Annotated in this window: 18 protein-coding genes and 1 other RNA gene; 4 read left to right on the top strand and 15 right to left on the bottom strand. The window is 58.5% G+C overall.

All coding sequences use genetic code 11. From position 1 onward, the window contains the following. From mraY to rsmI, 9 genes are all read right to left on the bottom strand, one after another. The coding region (gene mraY / locus ACIOWA_RS24960) for a phospho-N-acetylmuramoyl-pentapeptide-transferase (protein WP_401162426.1) at positions 1–907 on the bottom strand (907 nt) is incomplete at its 3' end. Next, positions 907–2274, bottom strand: coding sequence for a UDP-N-acetylmuramoyl-tripeptide--D-alanyl-D-alanine ligase (murF, locus tag ACIOWA_RS24955; RefSeq protein WP_401162424.1), 1368 nt, complete (start codon positions 2272–2274; stop codon positions 907–909). The genes murF and mraY, both read right to left, overlap by 1 nt. Further along, positions 2267–3730 carry a UDP-N-acetylmuramoyl-L-alanyl-D-glutamate--2,6-diaminopimelate ligase gene (locus ACIOWA_RS24950; RefSeq protein ID WP_401162422.1) on the bottom strand — a complete coding sequence of 488 codons (1464 nt, stop codon included), beginning with the start codon at positions 3728–3730 and terminating at the stop codon, positions 2267–2269. The genes murF and ACIOWA_RS24950 overlap by 8 nt, the downstream gene beginning before the upstream one ends. Continuing rightward, entirely contained in the window at positions 3730–5469 is a 1740-nt protein-coding gene (locus ACIOWA_RS24945) for a peptidoglycan D,D-transpeptidase FtsI family protein (RefSeq protein WP_401162428.1), read from the bottom strand. The genes ACIOWA_RS24950 and ACIOWA_RS24945 overlap by 1 nt, the downstream gene beginning before the upstream one ends. Then, positions 5469–5762, bottom strand: coding sequence for a cell division protein FtsL (gene ftsL / locus ACIOWA_RS24940; protein ID WP_339432158.1), 294 nt, complete (start codon positions 5760–5762; stop codon positions 5469–5471). Before ftsL ends, ACIOWA_RS24945 begins: the two co-directional genes overlap by 1 nt. Further along, positions 5759–6706, bottom strand: coding sequence for a 16S rRNA (cytosine(1402)-N(4))-methyltransferase RsmH (rsmH, locus tag ACIOWA_RS24935; RefSeq protein WP_401162420.1), 948 nt, complete (start codon positions 6704–6706; stop codon positions 5759–5761). Before rsmH ends, ftsL begins: the two co-directional genes overlap by 4 nt. Beyond that, positions 6703–7158 (bottom strand): division/cell wall cluster transcriptional repressor MraZ, encoded by a 456-nt coding sequence (gene mraZ / locus ACIOWA_RS24930; protein ID WP_221731512.1) that lies wholly within the window; start codon positions 7156–7158, stop codon positions 6703–6705. The genes rsmH and mraZ overlap by 4 nt, the downstream gene beginning before the upstream one ends. Positions 7159–7560: 402 nt before the next feature. Then, positions 7561–7914: RNase P RNA component class A (gene rnpB / locus ACIOWA_RS24925), an RNA gene on the bottom strand. Between the two features lie 73 nt (positions 7915–7987). Continuing rightward, on the bottom strand, positions 7988–8893 hold the full coding sequence (gene rsmI / locus ACIOWA_RS24920; protein ID WP_339465304.1) for a 16S rRNA (cytidine(1402)-2'-O)-methyltransferase: 906 nt from the start codon (positions 8891–8893) through the stop codon (positions 7988–7990). A gap of 177 nt (positions 8894–9070) precedes the next feature. On the opposite strand from rsmI, the gene ACIOWA_RS24915 reads away from it, so the two are divergent. The 4 genes from ACIOWA_RS24915 to ACIOWA_RS24900 all read left to right on the top strand — a co-directional run bounded on the left by ACIOWA_RS24915 (position 9071) and on the right by ACIOWA_RS24900 (position 12514). Then, positions 9071–10882, top strand: coding sequence for a penicillin-binding protein activator (locus tag ACIOWA_RS24915; RefSeq protein WP_339432160.1), 1812 nt, complete (start codon positions 9071–9073; stop codon positions 10880–10882). After that, the gene (locus ACIOWA_RS24910) at positions 10882–11244 is read left to right on the top strand and encodes a YraN family protein (RefSeq protein WP_150592666.1); all 363 of its coding nucleotides are present in this window, start codon (positions 10882–10884) and stop codon (positions 11242–11244) included. The genes ACIOWA_RS24915 and ACIOWA_RS24910 overlap by 1 nt, the downstream gene beginning before the upstream one ends. Positions 11245–11345: 101 nt before the next feature. Then, a complete protein-coding gene (locus ACIOWA_RS24905; RefSeq protein WP_008082788.1) occupies positions 11346–11939 on the top strand; it encodes a phosphoheptose isomerase in 594 nt (197 codons plus the stop codon). Next, positions 11936–12514, top strand: coding sequence for a BON domain-containing protein (locus ACIOWA_RS24900; RefSeq protein ID WP_166221262.1), 579 nt, complete (start codon positions 11936–11938; stop codon positions 12512–12514). The genes ACIOWA_RS24905 and ACIOWA_RS24900 overlap by 4 nt, the downstream gene beginning before the upstream one ends. 48 nt (positions 12515–12562) lie before the next feature. Here ACIOWA_RS24900 and ACIOWA_RS24895 read toward each other — a convergent pair whose 3' ends face one another. The 6 genes from ACIOWA_RS24895 to rpsI all read right to left on the bottom strand — a co-directional run bounded on the left by ACIOWA_RS24895 (position 12563) and on the right by rpsI (position 17003). After that, positions 12563–12976 carry a ClpXP protease specificity-enhancing factor gene (locus ACIOWA_RS24895; RefSeq protein ID WP_108590189.1) on the bottom strand — a complete coding sequence of 138 codons (414 nt, stop codon included), beginning with the start codon at positions 12974–12976 and terminating at the stop codon, positions 12563–12565. A 16-nt stretch (positions 12977–12992) separates the two neighbouring features. Continuing rightward, positions 12993–13610 (bottom strand): glutathione S-transferase N-terminal domain-containing protein, encoded by a 618-nt coding sequence (locus tag ACIOWA_RS24890; protein ID WP_090286143.1) that lies wholly within the window; start codon positions 13608–13610, stop codon positions 12993–12995. Positions 13611–13757: 147 nt separating this feature from the next. Beyond that, entirely contained in the window at positions 13758–14537 is a 780-nt protein-coding gene (locus tag ACIOWA_RS24885; protein WP_339432161.1) for a cytochrome c1, read from the bottom strand. Then, the gene (locus ACIOWA_RS24880) at positions 14537–15748 is read right to left on the bottom strand and encodes a cytochrome bc complex cytochrome b subunit (RefSeq protein WP_401162416.1); all 1212 of its coding nucleotides are present in this window, start codon (positions 15746–15748) and stop codon (positions 14537–14539) included. Before ACIOWA_RS24880 ends, ACIOWA_RS24885 begins: the two co-directional genes overlap by 1 nt. Continuing rightward, complete coding sequence (petA, locus tag ACIOWA_RS24875; protein WP_221731519.1) at positions 15748–16341, bottom strand: ubiquinol-cytochrome c reductase iron-sulfur subunit; 594 nt, start codon at positions 16339–16341, stop codon at positions 15748–15750. The genes ACIOWA_RS24880 and petA overlap by 1 nt, the downstream gene beginning before the upstream one ends. Before the next feature lie 269 nt (positions 16342–16610). Then, entirely contained in the window at positions 16611–17003 is a 393-nt protein-coding gene (gene rpsI, locus ACIOWA_RS24870) for a 30S ribosomal protein S9 (RefSeq protein ID WP_100845125.1), read from the bottom strand. Positions 17004–17038 lie beyond the last annotated feature (35 nt).

Below are 17038 nucleotides of genomic sequence, written 5' to 3'. Positions count from 1 at the left end.
ACAGGGTTTCCATCACGAACACGCCGCCCATGATGAACAGGACGATTTCCTGACGGACGATCACCGCGATGGTGCCCAGGGCTGCGCCCAGCGCCAGTGCGCCGACGTCACCCATGAACACTTGCGCCGGATAGGTGTTGAACCAGAGGAAGCCCAGTCCGGCACCGATCAGCGCACCGCAGAACACGATCAGTTCCCCCGCGCCGGGCACATAAGGGATCAGCAGGTATTCGGCGAATTTCACGTTACCCGACAGGTAGCAGAAAATACCGAGGCCGCCGCCGACCATTACGGTTGGCATGATCGCCAGACCGTCGAGGCCGTCAGTCAGGTTGACCGCGTTGCTCGAACCGACGATCACAAAGTAGGTCAGCACGATGAAACCGGCGCCCAGCGGGATGCTGTAATCCTTGAGCATCGGCAGGATCAGCGTAGTTTCCACCGGCGTGGAAGCGGTCATATAAAGGAAGATCGCTGCGCCCAGGCCGAACACCGACTGCCAGAAATACTTCCAGCGGCTCGGCAGGCCACGGGAGTTTTTCTCGATGACTTTGCGGTAGTCGTCGACCCAGCCGATGGCGCCGAACAACAGGGTCACCAGCAGCACGGTCCAGACATAACGGTTGCTCAGGTCAGCCCACAGCAGGGTGCTGACGCCAATCGAGGACAGAATCAAGGCGCCGCCCATGGTCGGTGTGCCCGACTTGGACAGGTGCGATTGCGGGCCGTCGTTACGAACGGATTGACCGATCTGACGGTTCTGCAAAGTGCGGATCATCCACGGGCCATAGCACAGCGACAAAACCAGCGCGGTCAGCACACCGAGAATCCCGCGCAGGGTCAGGTACTGGAAGACCGCGAAGCCTTTGTAGAACTGTTGCAGATACTCCGCTAGCAGCAGCAGCATTAATGTTTCTCCAGACTGGACCCGCACAGAGCCACCACGATGTTTTCCATCGCTGCACTGCGCGAACCCTTGATCAAAATGGTGGTGTTTGTGTCCTGCTCGGCGTCGAGGGCCTGGATCAGTTCGGCTTGCGTGCCGAAGTGATGCGCCTGTTCACCGAAAGCGGTTACGGCGTGGACCATGTTCGGCCCAACGGCATAAAGCGCGCAAACCTTGCCCCGGGCGTACTCGCCCACGTCGCGGTGCCCCTGCTCCGCCCAATCGCCCAACTCGCCGATGTCTCCGAGCACCAGGACGGTGCGGCCGGAAAAGCCGGCGAGTATATCAACGGCCGCGCACATTGAGGTGGGGTTTGCGTTGTAAGTGTCATCGATCACGCGCATGCCGTTCTTCGCCAGTTGCGCAACGGTGCGACCCTTGACCGGTTGCACCGCGCCAAGCCCGGTGGCGATGCCGAAGAGCGACACACCCAAGGCGTGTGCGGCGGCGGCGGCGGCCATGGCATTGGCGACGTTATGCGTGCCGAGCAGGTTCAGTTGAACGTACTCGACACCTTCAGGCGTGTGCAGGTTGAAGGCCGGGCAGCCACGCGCATCGGTGCTCAAGTCGCTGGCATAGAAGTCAGCCTGCGAATTGCTGAGGGCGAAGGTCAGCACTTTGCGCCCGGCAGCGCGGGTCTTCCAGATACCGAAGGCCTTGTCGTCGAGATTGAGCACGGCAACGCCATCCGCTGCCAGACCGTCGATGATCTCGCCTTTGGCTTCGACGATTTTTTCCGGGCCGCCGAACTCACCGACGTGAGCGGTGCCGGCATTGTTCAAGATCGCCACATGGGGCTTGGTCAGCCCAACGGTGTAAGCAATTTCACCCAGACGCGAAGCGCCCAGTTCGATCACGGCCGACGTGTGTTCCGGTGCCAGTTCGAGTAGGGTCAGTGGCGCGCCGAGGTCGTTGTTCAGGTTGCCACGGGTGGCCAATACCGGACCGCGAGTACGCAGGATGCTCGCGAGCATTTCCTTGACGGTGGTTTTGCCGCTGGAGCCGGTGATGGCAGCGACTGGCTGAGTGAAGGCGGCACGGTTCAAGGCACCCAACTGGCCCAAGGCCTGGCGGGTGTCTTTGACCAGCAGTTGCGCCAGCGTGCTGTCGGCGACTTCACGCTCGACCAGCGCGGCAACGGCGCCTTTGGCGGCGACGTCGTTCAAATAATCATGACCATCGAAACGCGGGCCGGTCAGGGCAATAAACAGTTGGCCGGGCTGGATCGCGCGGCTGTCGATGCTGACGCCGTCGAACCTGGCATCGGCGCTGATCAGGCGTGCGTCGAGCGCGTTGGTCAATTCGCTGAGCGTGAGGGCCTTAAGCATGGGCCACCTCCCACGCGGTCAGGGCGTGATCGGCCTCGACCAGATCAGAGAAGGCATGGCGCTCGCCGTTGATTTCCTGATAGTCCTCGTGACCTTTACCCGCCAGCACGATCACGTCATCCGCCGAAGCGCCGGCGATCAGTTGGGCAATTGCCTGACCACGGCCGGCAACGAACGTGACTTTATCCACAGCGGTGAAACCGGCGCGGATGTCATCGAAAATCACTGCCGGGTCTTCGGTGCGCGGGTTGTCGTCAGTGACCAGCACTTGATCGGCCAGACGCTCGACCACTTCGGCCATCAACGGACGCTTGCCGCGATCACGATCACCGCCGCAGCCAAACAGACACAGCAACCGGCCTTTGACGTGCGGGCGCAACGCCGTCAGCACTTTTTCCAGGGCATCCGGGGTATGGGCATAATCGACCACGACCAACGGTTGCGTGCCACCGCCCAGACGCTGCATGCGACCGGCCGGGCCTTCGAGTTTTGGCAGTACTTTAAGAATTTCGTCCAGTGCGTAATCCAGCCCCAGCAAGGCACCGACCGCGGCCAGTATATTGCTCAGGTTGAAACGCCCCAACAACGTGCTGCGCAAATGATGTTCGCCTTGCGGCGTCACCAGGGTGGCGAGCACGCCGTGGTCATCGAACTGGGCTTCGCGGCAATACAGATAGGCACTGCTGTCGAGCAGGCTGTAGGTAATCAGACGCGAATCGCGTTTTTCGGCCGCCAGTTGCCGGCCGAAATCATCGTCGAGATTGACCACACGGCACTTCAGATCGCTCCAGGCGAACAGCTTGGCCTTGGCCTCGGCGTAAGCCTGCATCGCGCCGTGGTAGTCCAGATGGTCGCGGGACAAATTGGTCATCACCGCCACGTCAAATGCCAATGCGGTCACCCGCCCCTGATCCAGACCGTGGGACGACACCTCCATGGCGACAGCTTTGGCGCCGGCCTTTTTCAGGTCGCCCAAAGTCGCTTGCACGGCAATTGGATTGGGCGTGGTGTGCAGGCCGCTTTGCAGTGCGCCATAGAAGCCGGAACCCAGCGTGCCGACGATGCCGCAATGCTGTCCGAGCAGATCCAGCGCTTGCGCCACCAATTGGGTCACGCTGGTTTTGCCGTTAGTGCCGGTCACGCCGATCAGCTTCAGATGGTGGCTTGGCTCACCGTAAAAACGCCCGGCGATGTCCGACAGTTGCGCCGCCAGACCCTTGACCGGGATCAGCGGAACATCAGTGATCGGCAGCACCGTGGCGCCTTCCACCTCATAAGCCACCGCTGCTGCGCCGCGCGCGAGCGCATCGGCAATGTGCGCACGGCCATCGAACTTGCCGCCAGGCACCGCGAGGAACAGGTCACCCGCGCGCACGTTGCGGCTATCCAGCGCCAGTTCACGGATCAACAGATCGTGGCCGGCGTGAGGGAATATCTTGTTCAGACTCAGAGACATCAGCCGCGCCCTCCATTGGCTTTCAGCGGAATAACCGGGGTGGCGTTGGCCTGTTGTGTCGTCGGCAGGTTGTCCGGGGTTACGTTCATCAGACGCAGGGTGCCGGACATCACACGGCTGAACACCGGCGCCGATACCAGGCCACCGAAGTAACCGGCCTTGGACGGCTCATCGATCACCACAACGATTGCGTAACGCGGGTCGCTCATCGGGCCGAAACCGGCGAACAGCGAGCGGTAGGAATTTTCGGCGTAGCCCTTGGTGCCCGTCGATGTCTTGCGCGCCGTCCCCGACTTGCCAGCCACGTGATACGCCGGCACCTTCGCACGGAACACGCCACGAGGCGCCTCGATCACTTGCTGCAGCATGCCTTGCATGGTTTTCGCGACGGCTTCAGGCAGCACTTGCGTGGTTTGCGGCGGCTTGTCGGTTTTGATCAGCGTCAGCGGTGCCAGACGACCGTTGTTGGCCAGCGCCGAAAAGGCGTGGACCAACTGGATCGCGGTCACGGAAATACCGTAGCCGTAGGACAGTGTCGCAGTTTCGGCCTTGCGCCATTCACGGTAGTTAGGCAGGTTGCCAACGCGCTCCCCCGGGAAACCGAGGCCGGTGTCCTGGCCCAGGCCGACTTTCTGCGCGAGACGGTAAATGGTTTCACCGCCAATATCGAAGGCGACCTTACTCATGCCGACGTTACTGGAATTGATCAGAATGCCGGTCATGTCCAGCACCGGGCCTTCGCTTCGGGAGACGTCCTTGATGGTGTATTTACCAATCTGCAAGGTTCCCGGATACACCTCGACGGTGTCGGTCGGTTTCCACCGGCCGGATTCGATCGCAGCACTCATCGAGATCGCTTTCATGGTCGAGCCGGGCTCGAACACGTCGATCATCGCGCGGTTACGCATCATCGCCGGCTGCAGGTTGCGGCGGTTGTTCGGGTTGTAGGTCGGCTGGTTGACCATGGCAAGGATCTCGCCGGTCTTCACATCCATGATCACCAGGCTGCCGGCCTTGGCGCCGTTCTCGATGATCGCGTTACGCAGTTCGCGGTTAGCCAGATATTGCAGACGCAGGTCAATGGACAACGCCAAGGGCTTACCGGCCTTGGCGTTTTTGGTGACCTGGACATCCTTGATCAGCCGCCCGCGCCGATCCTTGATGACCTGTCGTTTGCCCGGCACCCCGGCCAGCCATTCGTCATAAGCCAGTTCGACACCCTCACGACCGTGGTCATCGATGTCGGTGAATCCGACCATGTGCGCCGTCACTTCACCGGCCGGATAGAAACGCCGGAATTCTTCGATGCCATAGACGCCCGGCACTTTAAGGTCGAGCACAGCCTGACCCTGCTCGGGAGTCAGCCCGCGCACCAGATAAATGAATTCTTTGTTGGCCTGGGCTTCCAGGCGCTCGGTCAGTGCTTTCGGATCCTGCCCCAGCGCTGTCGCCAATGCAGGCCACTTCTCTTTGGCCGATTGCATTTCCTTGGGGTTGGCCCACAGGGTGGTCACCGGGGTACTGACCGCCAAAGGTTCGCCGTTGCGGTCGGTGATCAAACCACGGTGTGCAGGAATCGGAATGTGACGAAGACTGCGGGCATCGCCCTGACCTTTGAGGAAGTCACGGTCAACCACTTGCAGGTCGATAATGCGCCAGCAGATCGCCGCGACCATCACGCCGAGGAGCGCCAGCATCAGGCGGAAGCGCCACGGAAAGAGTGCGCCTTCAAGCTTCATCATGGCGCCACCATCTGCACGTCAGCCGCGCCCGGGATGTGCATTTTCAGTTGTTCAGTGGCCAGCACTTCGATCCGGCTGTGTGCGGTCCAGGTGCTTTGCTCGAGAATCAGACGACCCCATTCGGCTTGCGCCTTGTCGCGCACGCTCAGCTCGCTATAAAGGTTGTTGAGCAACTGACGGTTCCAGTGCGCGCTGTAAGACACGCCGATGGCCGACACGAGCACGCCGACAAACAGCAGCAGCATGAAAAAGCTGCCGCCAGGCAGTGGCTTGGCGAAAAGCTTGCTCACCGCAACTTCTCCGCGACACGCATGACGGCGCTACGGGAACGAGGGTTGGCTTTGAGTTCGGCGTCGGAGGCCGTCTGCGCTTTGCCATGGATTTTGATTTTCGGTTCGAACGCAACGTGGCGAACCGGCAGGTTGCGCGGCAGGTTGTCGGCTTCGCCTTTCACCAGTTTGCGCATGAACAGCTTGACGATACGGTCTTCGAGCGAATGAAAACTGATCACGACCAGACGGCCGCCCACTTCCAGAGCTTGCAGCGCCGCTTCGAGGCCAGCTTCCAGGTCACCCAATTCGTTGTTGACGTGAATGCGCAAACCCTGGAATGCACGGGTAGCCGGGTTCTTGCCCTTCTCCCATGCCGGGTTGGCGACTTTCAACACTTCGGCCAGATCAGCGGTGCGCTCGAACGGTTTGATATCGCGACGCTCGGCGACGGCACGGGCCATGCGCCCGGAGAAACGCTCTTCGCCGTACTCCTTGAACACTCGGGCGATTTCTTCAACCGGTGCGGTATTGACGAACTCGGCGGCGCTGATGCCTCGGGACGGATCCATGCGCATGTCCAGCGGGCCGTCATTGAGAAAGCTGAAGCCGCGTTCTGCGTCGTCGAGTTGCGGCGACGACACGCCCAGATCGAGCAGAATACCGCTGACCTTGCCGTCCAGCCCCCGTTCGGCGACGACTGAACCGAGCTCGGCAAAGCTGCGCTGCACAACGACAAAGCGGCCGTCTTCGGCCGCTAGCGCTTGCCCGGTGGCAATCGCTTGGGGATCCTTGTCGAACCCGATGAGTCGACCGTCCCGCCCGAGCTGACTGAGGATCAACCGACTGTGCCCGCCGCGCCCGAACGTGCCGTCCAGATAGCAGCCATCAGGACGTACGGCGAGAGCCTCGACGGCTTCGTCAAGCAGTACGGTGATGTGGTTAAAGCCGCTATCAATAGTCACAGGATCAAATCACGCAGTTCATCAGGCATCGCGCCCGGTTGTTGAATGGCAGCAAGGTCGGCGGCAGATACCGCGTTCCATGCATCCTCGTCCCACAATTGGAACTTGTTCAGTTGGCCTACCAGCATTGCGCGCTTATCCAATTTGGCGTATTCGCGCAGACGCGGCGGAACCAGAAAACGACCACTGCCATCGAGCTCGAGGTCGACGGCATTACCAATCAATAAACGCTGCAAGCGACGGTTCTCTTCGCGAAGCGAAGGGAGCGCGCGCAACTTGGTTTCAATGATTTCCCACTCATCGAGCGGGTAAACACACAGACATGGATCAACGGCATCGATCGTGACAATCAACTGGCCGGAACTACGCGATTCGAGCTCGTCACGGTACCGGCTCGGCATAGCGAGACGGCCCTTTGCGTCGAGACTGATAGCGTTAGCTCCGCGAAACACGTCTGCGTTTCTCCAATTTTTATCGTTTTGAGCTCAAAAAACCCACTTCATGCCACTTTCCGCCACTTGCGCACACTATAGGAATGCGCCCACCACACCGTCAAGGCGCGGATTAAAGGAAAACCCTTACAGAACGGAGATTTAGGAGCATAAAAGGAGGTGCAACGAGAATCTGGCGACTACTTTTGACCCATAACTTGAAGCCGCACTGAAAGCTGCGATCGAAAGTTAAAGTAATTTGTTAAGAGTAAGATTTTTTCGGTATTACAAATGCGCTTCTGCTGTTGATTGAAGCAAGGTGGGAAATGGCTATTACTGCATTTGCCGCTGCCGAACGTTCAGCCAGGGCCTGCTGATAATACACAGCCCTGATGCCATTGATTCAAGCAGGGAAAGAAAAAGGTGGAGAGTCGATCTGTAAGCCGGGTTCTGTCTTGAACAGTCATTCGTCTACGATGGCCATCACTGGACATCTTTAGCAACCTACCCGGTCCCAGCGCGGGCCACGCCTTGGGACCCTATTTGGTCTTGCTCAAAGTGGGGTTTACCTAGCCACGAACTGTTGCCAGACGTGCTGTTCGCTCTTAACGCACCTTTTCACCCTTACCGTTGCCGAAGCACTTAGGCGGTTATTTTCTGTGGCACTTTCCGTAGGCTCACGCCTCCCAGGCATTACCTGGCACTTCGCCCTATGGAGCCCGGACTTTCCTCCCCCCCCTAATTTTCATAGAGGGCAGCGACTGTCCGATCGACTCTCCGCCGCGAAGGTTAACGGCAGAGCGACCGAAGAACAAGCCTTAATAGCCGCAAACCCGCTCTGTGCGATGGGTTACTCACCCTTCTGTTTATCCAGCGCGACTTGATACAACACGTTTTTACGCTCACCAGTGATTTGCGCTGCAAGCGCCGCCGCACGCTTGAGCGGCATCTCTTCGAGCAACAAATCAAGGATGCGCATCGCCTCGCTGCTGACAGCGTCTTCGGACTCCGGCGCGGTCCAGCCTGCCACCAACACCACACACTCGCCGCGCTGCTGATTGCTGTCGGACTCCACAAATGCGCGCAGCTCAGCCAACGGCAAACCTTTAAGGGTTTCGAACGTCTTGGTGATTTCACGGGCCAGCAACGCCTGACGCTCGCCACCGAAAACCGCCTCCATGTCCTGCAAACATTCAAGGATACGGTGCGGCGCCTCATAGAAAATCAACGTGCGCGGCTCTTCCTTGACGGCTTCCAGGCGCGCCTTGCGTCCGACTGACTTGGCCGGCAGAAAACCTTCGAAGATGAACCGGTCAGACGGCAGCCCCGCCGCCGATAGCGCAGCAATGAGCGCACAGGCGCCTGGCACCGGCACCACATTGATCCCGGCGGCCCGTGCCTGACGAACCAAGTGATACCCCGGATCGGAAATCAGCGGTGTTCCTGCATCAGAGATCAACGCCACGTTGTCACCCGCCAGCAAACGGGTAATAAAGCGGCTACCTTCATCTCGTTCGTTATGTTCGTGACAGGCGGCCAGCGGTGTGGAAATACCAAAGTGCTGCATCAATCGTTGCGAGTGACGCGTGTCTTCCGCCGCAATCAGTGCCACTTCACGGAGTATTTTCAGTGCCCGGGCGCTGATGTCGTCCAGGTTACCGATGGGCGTCGCCACCACATAAAGCGAGCCAGCAGCGGAATTCAAAGGACCTGGAGCAGTCAAAGCGCACACCTCATGATCGGTAAAAGCCGGCATTGTAACGCGTCACGAGGCTCGCGATGCGTTCAGGCATCCTTGGGTTTTGTGCGTAACTGTGCGCCGCGGCAACATTTCCTTCAGCTAAATTGACTGATTCATGCCAGTAATATCGCGCCCCGGCCAGCGCTTGGGTACAATTCCACGCTAATTTGATCGAGTATCAGGAACACTTACATGATCGCTTGCCTGCGGCTGTTCACTGCCCTTTGCCTCGCTGCCTTGTTGGCGGCTTGCGCCAGCTCCCCTTCCTCCAGCCTTGGCGAACTTCCACGGACTCCGGATGCCAGCATCGAGCAAATGCTCGAACAGGCTACCCAAGCTAAAACCCCGGAAAAAGCTGCCCTGTTGCGCCTGAGCGCCGCAGATCTGGCTTATCGCCAGGGCAATGCCGGACAGTCCGCACAGATCCTGCAACAAGTGCCACTGGAGCAACTCAAGCCAGGCCAGCAGATTTTCGCCAGCACCTTGGCAGCGGAACTGGCCATGACGCGCAATCAGCCAAAAGCGGCGCTGACCGCGCTGAGCCATCCGAGCCTGCAACACTTGGGTGAAATGCCGGAAGATCAGCAGATACGCACCGGCACCGTGCACGCCCGCGCCCTGGAAGCCGATGGCCAGACGCTCGCCGCTGCCCGTGAGCGCGTCTTCATCGCCCCGATGCTGCAAGGTGAAGCCGCCAGCAAGAACCACGAAGCCATCTGGAGCCTGATCGCCTCGCTGCCGACCGATCAACTGCAACCCAACACCACCGACGATCTCGGTGGCTGGATGGGCCTGGCACTGGCCGTAAAAACCGCCGGGACCCTGGAACAACAGCAAGCCGCCATCGACACCTGGCGTGCACAAAATCCAAAGCATCCGGCCGCCATCAAGCTGCCATTGCCATTGGCCAAACTCAAGGAGCTGACCAGCCAGCCCCTGAGCAAGATTGCCCTGCTGCTGCCACAAGATGGTCAACTGGCTGCTGTCGGCAAAGCGCTACGCGAAGGCTTCATGGCTGCGCACTATCAGGCTCAACAGGCCGGGCAGAAGCCGCCAGCCATCGAGTTTTACGACAGCACGAAGCTGACCTCGATGGATGAGTTCTATCGCAAGGCTCAAGCCGATGGCGTGCAACTGGTGGTCGGACCGCTGGAAAAACCACTGGTCAAACAACTGAGCACTCGCCCACAACTGCCTATCACCACCCTGGCACTGAACTACAGCGAAGGCGATCAAGGTCCGGCACAGCTGTTTCAGTTTGGTCTGGCGGCTGAAGACGAAGCCCGCGAAGTGTCCCGCCGCGCCCGCGCCGACGGCCTGCACCGCGCTGCGATCATGGTGCCGAAAGGCGAATGGGGCGACCGCGTAATGCGCGCGTTCAGCCAGGACTGGCAAGCCAATGGCGGCAGCGTTGTCGCCATCGAGCACATTGATCAACCTGTGCAACTGGCTCAGCAGATCGCTGATATGTTCCGGCTGCGCCAGAGCGAAGCCCGCGCCAAGAGCCTGCAAAATGCTGCCGGCACCAACGTAGCCGCACAACCGTCGCGCAGTCAGGACATCGAATTCATCTTCCTCGCCTCGACACCACAACAGGCACAGCAGATCAAGCCGACCCTGAACTTCCAGTACGCCGGTGACGTTCCGGTCTATGCGACCTCCCATGTGTACAGCGCCAGCGGCGATGTGAACCAGTACAACGACATGAACGGCATTCGCTTCTGCGAAACCCCATGGCTGCTGGAAACCAGCGATCCGCTGCGCCAACAAGTCACCGCACAGTGGCCGCAAGCGGCCGGCAGTCTGGGGCGTCTGTACGCCATGGGCGTTGACGCTTATCGCCTGGCTCCGCGCCTGAGCCAGCTCAAAGCCCTGCCGGACAGCCGCATCGAAGGCCAGTCGGGCAGCCTCGGCATGACCCAGACTCAACGCGTTGTGCGTCAGTTGCCTTGGGCGCAGTTCGTCAATGGTCAGGTCCAACGTCTGCCGGATACCCCGCGCTGATGCCCGACAGGTCACGCTCGCAAAGCGGTAAAGATGCCGAGCGCCAAGCGCTCGAGCATCTACAGAACCAAGGTCTGCGCCTGCTGGCGCAGAACTGGTTATGTAAACGCGGCGAGCTTGATCTGGTCATGCTTGATGGCGATACAGTAGTATTCGTTGAAGTTCGCTACAGAAAAAACACTCAATGGGGTGGAGCGCTCGCTAGTATCGATGGGCGCAAGCAGCAGAAACTGATTTTCGCTGCGCAGTATTTTCTTCAGCGCGAGTCGCGTTGGGCCAACTCCCCCTGCCGCTTCGACGTGGTGGCCATCGACAGCCATCCGAGTCAGCTGAACTGGTTGCAGAATGCTTTCGACAGTTGATCACCTGCACCCGACCCGTTTTTCACCCGACACATTTTGCTCTTTGCTTTGCGGGCTGCACATTCATGTGCCGAACAGCCGCGCTACTTAAGGTCACACAGATGGACATGCAATCCCGAATTCGCCAGCTTTTCCAGGCCAGTATCGACACCAAGCAACAGGCGATGGACGTACTTGCACCGCACATCGAGCAAGCCAGCCAGATCATGGTCAATGCCCTGCTCAACGAAGGCAAAATGCTTTCGTGCGGCAATGGCGGCTCTGCGGGCGACGCCCAGCACTTTTCCTCGGAGCTGCTTAACCGCTTCGAGCGCGAGCGCCCGAGCTTGCCAGCCATAGCCCTGACCACCGACACCTCGACGATCACCTCGATTGCCAACGACTACAGCTACAACGAAGTGTTCTCCAAGCAGATCCGTGCGCTCGGTCAACCAGGCGATGTATTGCTGGCGATTTCGACGAGCGGTAACTCGGCGAACATTATTCAAGCGATTCAGGCCGCACATGATCGCGAAATGATTGTCGTAGCTTTGACCGGACGCGATGGCGGCGGCATGGCGTCGCTGCTGTTGCCCGAGGACGTAGAGATTCGCGTACCGGCCAATGTCACTGCACGCATTCAAGAAGTCCACTTGCTGGCGATCCATTGCCTTTGCGATCTGATCGACAGCCAACTGTTCGGGAGTGAAGAATGACCCCTAATCGCCTTGGCCTTCTGGCCTTGACTCTATGCCTCGGCATCAGCGGCTGCACCTCAGTGGTGAATGCCAGCCGTGAAGCGCCGATTGAAGACGACCGCGGCACCCGCACCTTCGGCAGCAAGATCGACGACTCGCTGATCGAAACCAAAGTGGGCGTGAACGTAGCCAAGGCCGACCCGGCCCTGGATAACGATTCGCACATCGTCGTCACCAGCTTCAACGGCGTCGTGTTGCTGGCCGGCCAGACACCACGCGAAGACCTCAAGGCCAAGGCCGAGCAGGCCGCCGCCAACGTGCAGCGCGTGAAGAAGGTGCACAACGAACTGCAAGTGCTGCAACCCTCCTCCCTGCTGGCCCGTCAGAACGATGCCTGGCTAACCACCAAGATCAAGACCCAGATGCTCACCGACGCCAGCATTCCTGGCTCGCGCATCAAAGTCGTGACCGAGAACGGCATCGTCTACCTGCTGGGCCTGCTGACCAAACAGGAAGCCACTCAGGCCACCAACCTGGTGCAAGGCGTCTCCGGCGTGCAGAAAATCGTGAAACTGTTCGAGTACATCGACTGACACCCGCCCTTGCAGTAACAAAAAGGCGATCCTTGCGGATCGCCTTTTTTATTTCACCACTTTCAGACTTGGTCGGCCGCTTGGGCGCGGTGGCTCGCTGTCAGGAGGTGGCAGGTCGTCATCCGGCTCGATATCGCCTTCATCATCCATCGGCGACTCGAGGTCGAACACCATGCCCTGCCCGTTCTCCCGGGCGTAGATGCCCAGGATTGCACTGATTGGCACGTAAAGACTGTGCGGGACACCACCGAAGCGCCCCTCGAAGGTCACCACGTCGTTATCCATGTGCAGATGGCGCACAGCACTCGGCGAGATGTTCAGGACAATCTGCCCGTCACTGGCAAAACCCTGCGGTACCTGCACCGCTGGGTATTCGGAATTGACCAGCATGTGCGGGGTGCAATCGTTATCAACAATCCACTCATAGAGCGCGCGGACCAGATAAGGTCGACTGGAGTTCATAGCGGCTCCTTAAGCCTTAGCGCATATCGCGTTCGACGCCAGACAGACTCGCCTGGAAAGCCTCACGCGCAAACTGGCGCTCCATATAATCAAGCAGCGGCTTGGCTGGCCGCGGCAGTTCAATACCCAGAATCGGCAAACGCCAGAGTATTGGCAATAGGCAGCAATCCACCAGACTTTGTTCCTCACTGAGGAAAAACGGTTTGTCGGCAAACAGCGGCGACACGCCTGTCAGGCTTTCGCGCAATTCCTTACGCGCCACAACTCGCGCGGCTTCCTTGGCTTTCGGATCCAGGATCAGATCCACCAGACCACACCAGTCACGCTGAATACGATGAATCAGCAGACGGCTGTTGGCACGCGCCACCGGATAAACCGGCATCAACGGCGGGTGCGGGTAACGCTCATCCAGATATTCCATCACCACGGTCGACTCCCACAACGCCAGGTCACGATCGACCAGCGTGGGCAGACTTCCGTAAGGGTTCACCTCAATCAGTTTAGGCGGCTGACGACCAGCTTCCACATAAATGATCTCGGCGCTGACACCCTTCTCTGCAAGTACGATACGCACTCGGTGGGAATAGTGGTCGGCGGGGTCGGAGTAACAGGCCAACCGATTGGTCACGCCCATGGCGATCCTCCTCGCTTGTTGAAATTATCGGAACCGGAAAAACGCGCGCGCCCAGAGGGCGCCTCCCGCAACACCTGGCTGGCCAGACGTTGCGCTATCGGAGACACCCTTGGGCGCGCGCGATTAACAGCAATGCTTGAAGCGTTATCAGTGCACGTCTTTCCAGTATTCACGCTTGAGCAGGTAGGCGAACACAAAGAAGAACGCCAGGTAGAGCAAAACGTAAGTACCGATGCGCTGATGTTGCAGCTTAACCGGGTTAGCCGAGTAAGCCAGGAAGGTTACCAGATTCTTGACCTTCTCATCGAACTGCTCTTCATTCAGAGCACCCGACTTCGGCACGATGGTCAGTTGATCGCACGCTTCATGAGTCAAAGGCGTACCGGTCAACGGATCATATTGCTTCTTGCCGTCTTCGACGATCTGCACCTGTTTGCAGCCCACGACCTGACGACCTTGCAGGCCGACCAGCACGTTAGGCATGCCGACGTTCGGGAAGACCTTGTTGTTCACACCCCATGGACGCGCAGGATCTTCATAGAACGACTTCAGATAACCGTAGAGCCAGTCAGTACCCCGAACGCGAGCGACCAGCGTCAGATCCGGTGGCGCAGCGCCGAACCAGGTCTTGGCATCAGCGGGCTGCATGCCGATGCTCATGTGATCGCCAATCTTGGCACCGGTGAAGACCAGCTTCTCCAGCATCACATCGTGCGGGATGCCGAGATCATCGGCGACCCGCTCGTAGCGCTGGAACTTGGCACTGTGGCAACCCATGCAATAGTTGGCGAACGTACGCGCGCCATCTTGCAGGGCTGCTTTATCGGAAACGTCGATGTCGACGCTTTCCAGCTCAGGACCGTGCTCGGCGGCGAACGACAACACAGGCAAAGCAACAAGAATCAGTGCAGCGAATAATTTTTTCATCAGCCAGTCACCCTTTCCGGAACCGGTTTGGTCTTCTCGAGCCGGGTGTAGAACGGCATCAGAATGAAGTAGGCGAAGTACAGGAAGGTGCAGACCTGCGACAACAACGTCAGAGTCGGTGTCGGGGCTTTCACGCCAGTCCAGCCAAGCAGCACAAAACACACACAGAAAACCACAAGCCAGATTTTGCTCAGCCAGCCCTTATAGCGCATCGACTTGACCGGACTTCGGTCAAGCCAAGGCAGTACAAACAGCAAAGCAATCGAAGCCCCCATCGCGATCACGCCCATAAGCTTGTCCGGAATCGCCCGCAAAATTGCGTAGAACGGCGTGAAGTACCAGACCGGAGCAATGTGTTCAGGCGTCTTGAAGGCGTTAGCCACTTCAAAGTTCGGCTTCTCGAGGAAATAACCACCCATTTCCGGGAAAAAGAACACGATCGTGCAGAAGATGAACAGGAACACGACCACGCCGACAATGTCTTTCACGGTGTAGTACGGATGGAACGCAATGCCGTCCAGCGGGATACCGTTTTCGTCTTTATGCTTCTTGATATCGACGCCGTCAGGGTTGTTCGAACCAACTTCGTGCAGTGCCAGAATATGCAGCACCACCAGACCGAGAATCACGATCGGCAGGGCCACAACGTGCAAGGCAAAGAAACGGTTCAGGGTGATCCCGGAGATCAGGTAGTCACCACGAATCCATTGCGTCAGGTCGTTACCGATGACTGGAATCGCGCCGAACAACGAAATGATCACCTGGGCACCCCAGTAGGACATCTGGCCCCATGGCAGCAGATACCCCATGAAGGCTTCAGCCATCAGCGCCAGGTAGATAAGCATGCCGAACACCCAGACCAGCTCACGCGGTTTCTGATACGAGCCGTAGAGCAAGCCTCGGAACATGTGCAGATAGACCACGATGAAGAACGCCGAAGCACCTGTGGAGTGCAGCAAACGCAGGATCGAGCCGTACTCGACGTCACGCATGATGTATTCGACGGAAGCGAACGCTTCTTCTGCCGACGGAGTGTAGCTCATCGTCAGCCAGACACCGGTGACGATCTGGTTAACCAGAACCAGCAGCGCCAGGGAGCCGAAGAAATAGAAGAAGTTGAAGTTTTTTGGCGCGTAATACTTGCTGAGATGGTCTTCCCACATCTTGGTGGCGGGGACGCGCGCATCAACCCAATCCATGAACTTGCTCATCACGCTTTCTCCGTATCGATGCCAATGACAATCAGGTCATCAGTCTCATAGGAATGCGGGGGAACTGGCAGATTCAAAGGCGCAGGTTGCGACTTGTAGACGCGGCCAGCCAGATCGTAACGGGAACCATGGCAAGGGCAGAAATAACCGCCTACCCAATCTTTGCCCAGATCCGCGGGCGCCACTTCGGGACGGAAGGTCGGCGAGCAACCCAGGTGCGTACAGATCCCGATCACCAGCAGGATTTGCGGCTTGATGGAACGTACTTCCGGGTCGACATAGGTGGGTTGCGTGGAGTTTTTGGAGGTCGGATCGGAGAGCTGCCCCTCGATCTTTTTAAGATTCCCCAGGATTTCCTCGGTACGGCGGACAATGAACACCGGCTGACCGCGCCATTCAGCAATCATCTGCTGTCCTGGCTCGATTTTGCTGACATTCACTTTCACCGGTGCACCAGCGGCTTTCGCCTTGGCACTGGGAAACCATGACCCCACGAACGGGACCGCAGCCCCCACCGCTCCTGCAGCACCCACCACGGATGTGGCTGCTACCAAGAAGCGACGCCGGCCTGCATTCACGCCGTCATTGCTCATTCAGTCCTCTCCCATCAGCTTTGTGGCCTGTTAAATCAGGCATCTACTAAATAAATCAATGTTACTTATAAAAATTTTGCCGAGATGGTAATGAAAAGCCCCAATTCTGACAAGGGAATTACCCGGAGCTCTCACCCTCAAGCCTTGTAGTATAGGGGGTCTACGAATGTGGCAAGTTGTCACAGCGCAATTCTTTGATAAATCACAGGCATAAAAAAACGCCCGGTTCCGTGAGGAATCGGGCGTTCTTTTTGAACGTGGAAGCGAAATTAACGCTTCGAGTACTGCGGACGCTTACGCGCTTTACGCAGACCAACTTTCTTACGTTCAACTTCACGGGCGTCGCGAGTAACGAAGCCAGCTTTGCGCAGAGCGCCACGCAGGGTTTCGTCGTAGTCCATCAGAGCGCGAGTGATACCGTGGCGGATTGCGCCAGCCTGACCACTTACACCACCACCGATCACGGTGACGTAGATGTCGAACTTCTCGACAGTCTCGGTCAGCTCCAGCGGCTGACGAACTACCATGCGGGCAGTTTCGCGGCCGAAGAAGTTATCCAGCGAACGGTTGTTGATGGAGATTTTACCAGTACCCGGACGCAGGAAAACGCGTGCGGTTGCGGTCTTGCGACGGCCAGTGCCGTAATTTTGAGTCGCCGACATAATGTACTATTCCGTTAAAACTTCAGTTCTTGGGG

Origin of the sequence: Pseudomonas sp. NPDC087614 (assembly GCF_044743485.1) — a bacterium.
Classification (GTDB): domain Bacteria; phylum Pseudomonadota; class Gammaproteobacteria; order Pseudomonadales; family Pseudomonadaceae; genus Aquipseudomonas; species Aquipseudomonas baetica_A.
Note: the sequence above shows the minus strand (reverse complement) of the source record. Positions and strands in the feature narration are given on the sequence as shown.

Coding starts and splice junctions, on each gene's coding strand:
- murF (WP_401162424.1), bottom strand. CDS start 2,274: ATGCTTAAGGCCCTCACGCTCAGCGAATTGACCAACGCGCTCGACGCA.
- rsmI (WP_339465304.1), bottom strand. CDS start 8,893: ATGCCGGCTTTTACCGATCATGAGGTGTGCGCTTTGACTGCTCCAGGT.
- petA (WP_221731519.1), bottom strand. CDS start 16,341: ATGAGCAATGACGGCGTGAATGCAGGCCGGCGTCGCTTCTTGGTAGCA.
- ACIOWA_RS24895 (WP_108590189.1), bottom strand. CDS start 12,976: ATGAACTCCAGTCGACCTTATCTGGTCCGCGCGCTCTATGAGTGGATT.
- rpsI (WP_100845125.1), bottom strand. CDS start 17,003: ATGTCGGCGACTCAAAATTACGGCACTGGCCGTCGCAAGACCGCAACC.
- ACIOWA_RS24950 (WP_401162422.1), bottom strand. CDS start 3,730: ATGTCTCTGAGTCTGAACAAGATATTCCCTCACGCCGGCCACGATCTG.
- ACIOWA_RS24945 (WP_401162428.1), bottom strand. CDS start 5,469: ATGAAGCTTGAAGGCGCACTCTTTCCGTGGCGCTTCCGCCTGATGCTG.
- ACIOWA_RS24905 (WP_008082788.1), top strand. CDS start 11,346: ATGGACATGCAATCCCGAATTCGCCAGCTTTTCCAGGCCAGTATCGAC.
- ACIOWA_RS24910 (WP_150592666.1), top strand. CDS start 10,882: ATGCCCGACAGGTCACGCTCGCAAAGCGGTAAAGATGCCGAGCGCCAA.
- ACIOWA_RS24885 (WP_339432161.1), bottom strand. CDS start 14,537: ATGAAAAAATTATTCGCTGCACTGATTCTTGTTGCTTTGCCTGTGTTG.
- ACIOWA_RS24900 (WP_166221262.1), top strand. CDS start 11,936: ATGACCCCTAATCGCCTTGGCCTTCTGGCCTTGACTCTATGCCTCGGC.
- ACIOWA_RS24915 (WP_339432160.1), top strand. CDS start 9,071: ATGATCGCTTGCCTGCGGCTGTTCACTGCCCTTTGCCTCGCTGCCTTG.
- ACIOWA_RS24880 (WP_401162416.1), bottom strand. CDS start 15,748: ATGAGCAAGTTCATGGATTGGGTTGATGCGCGCGTCCCCGCCACCAAG.
- ACIOWA_RS24890 (WP_090286143.1), bottom strand. CDS start 13,610: ATGGGCGTGACCAATCGGTTGGCCTGTTACTCCGACCCCGCCGACCAC.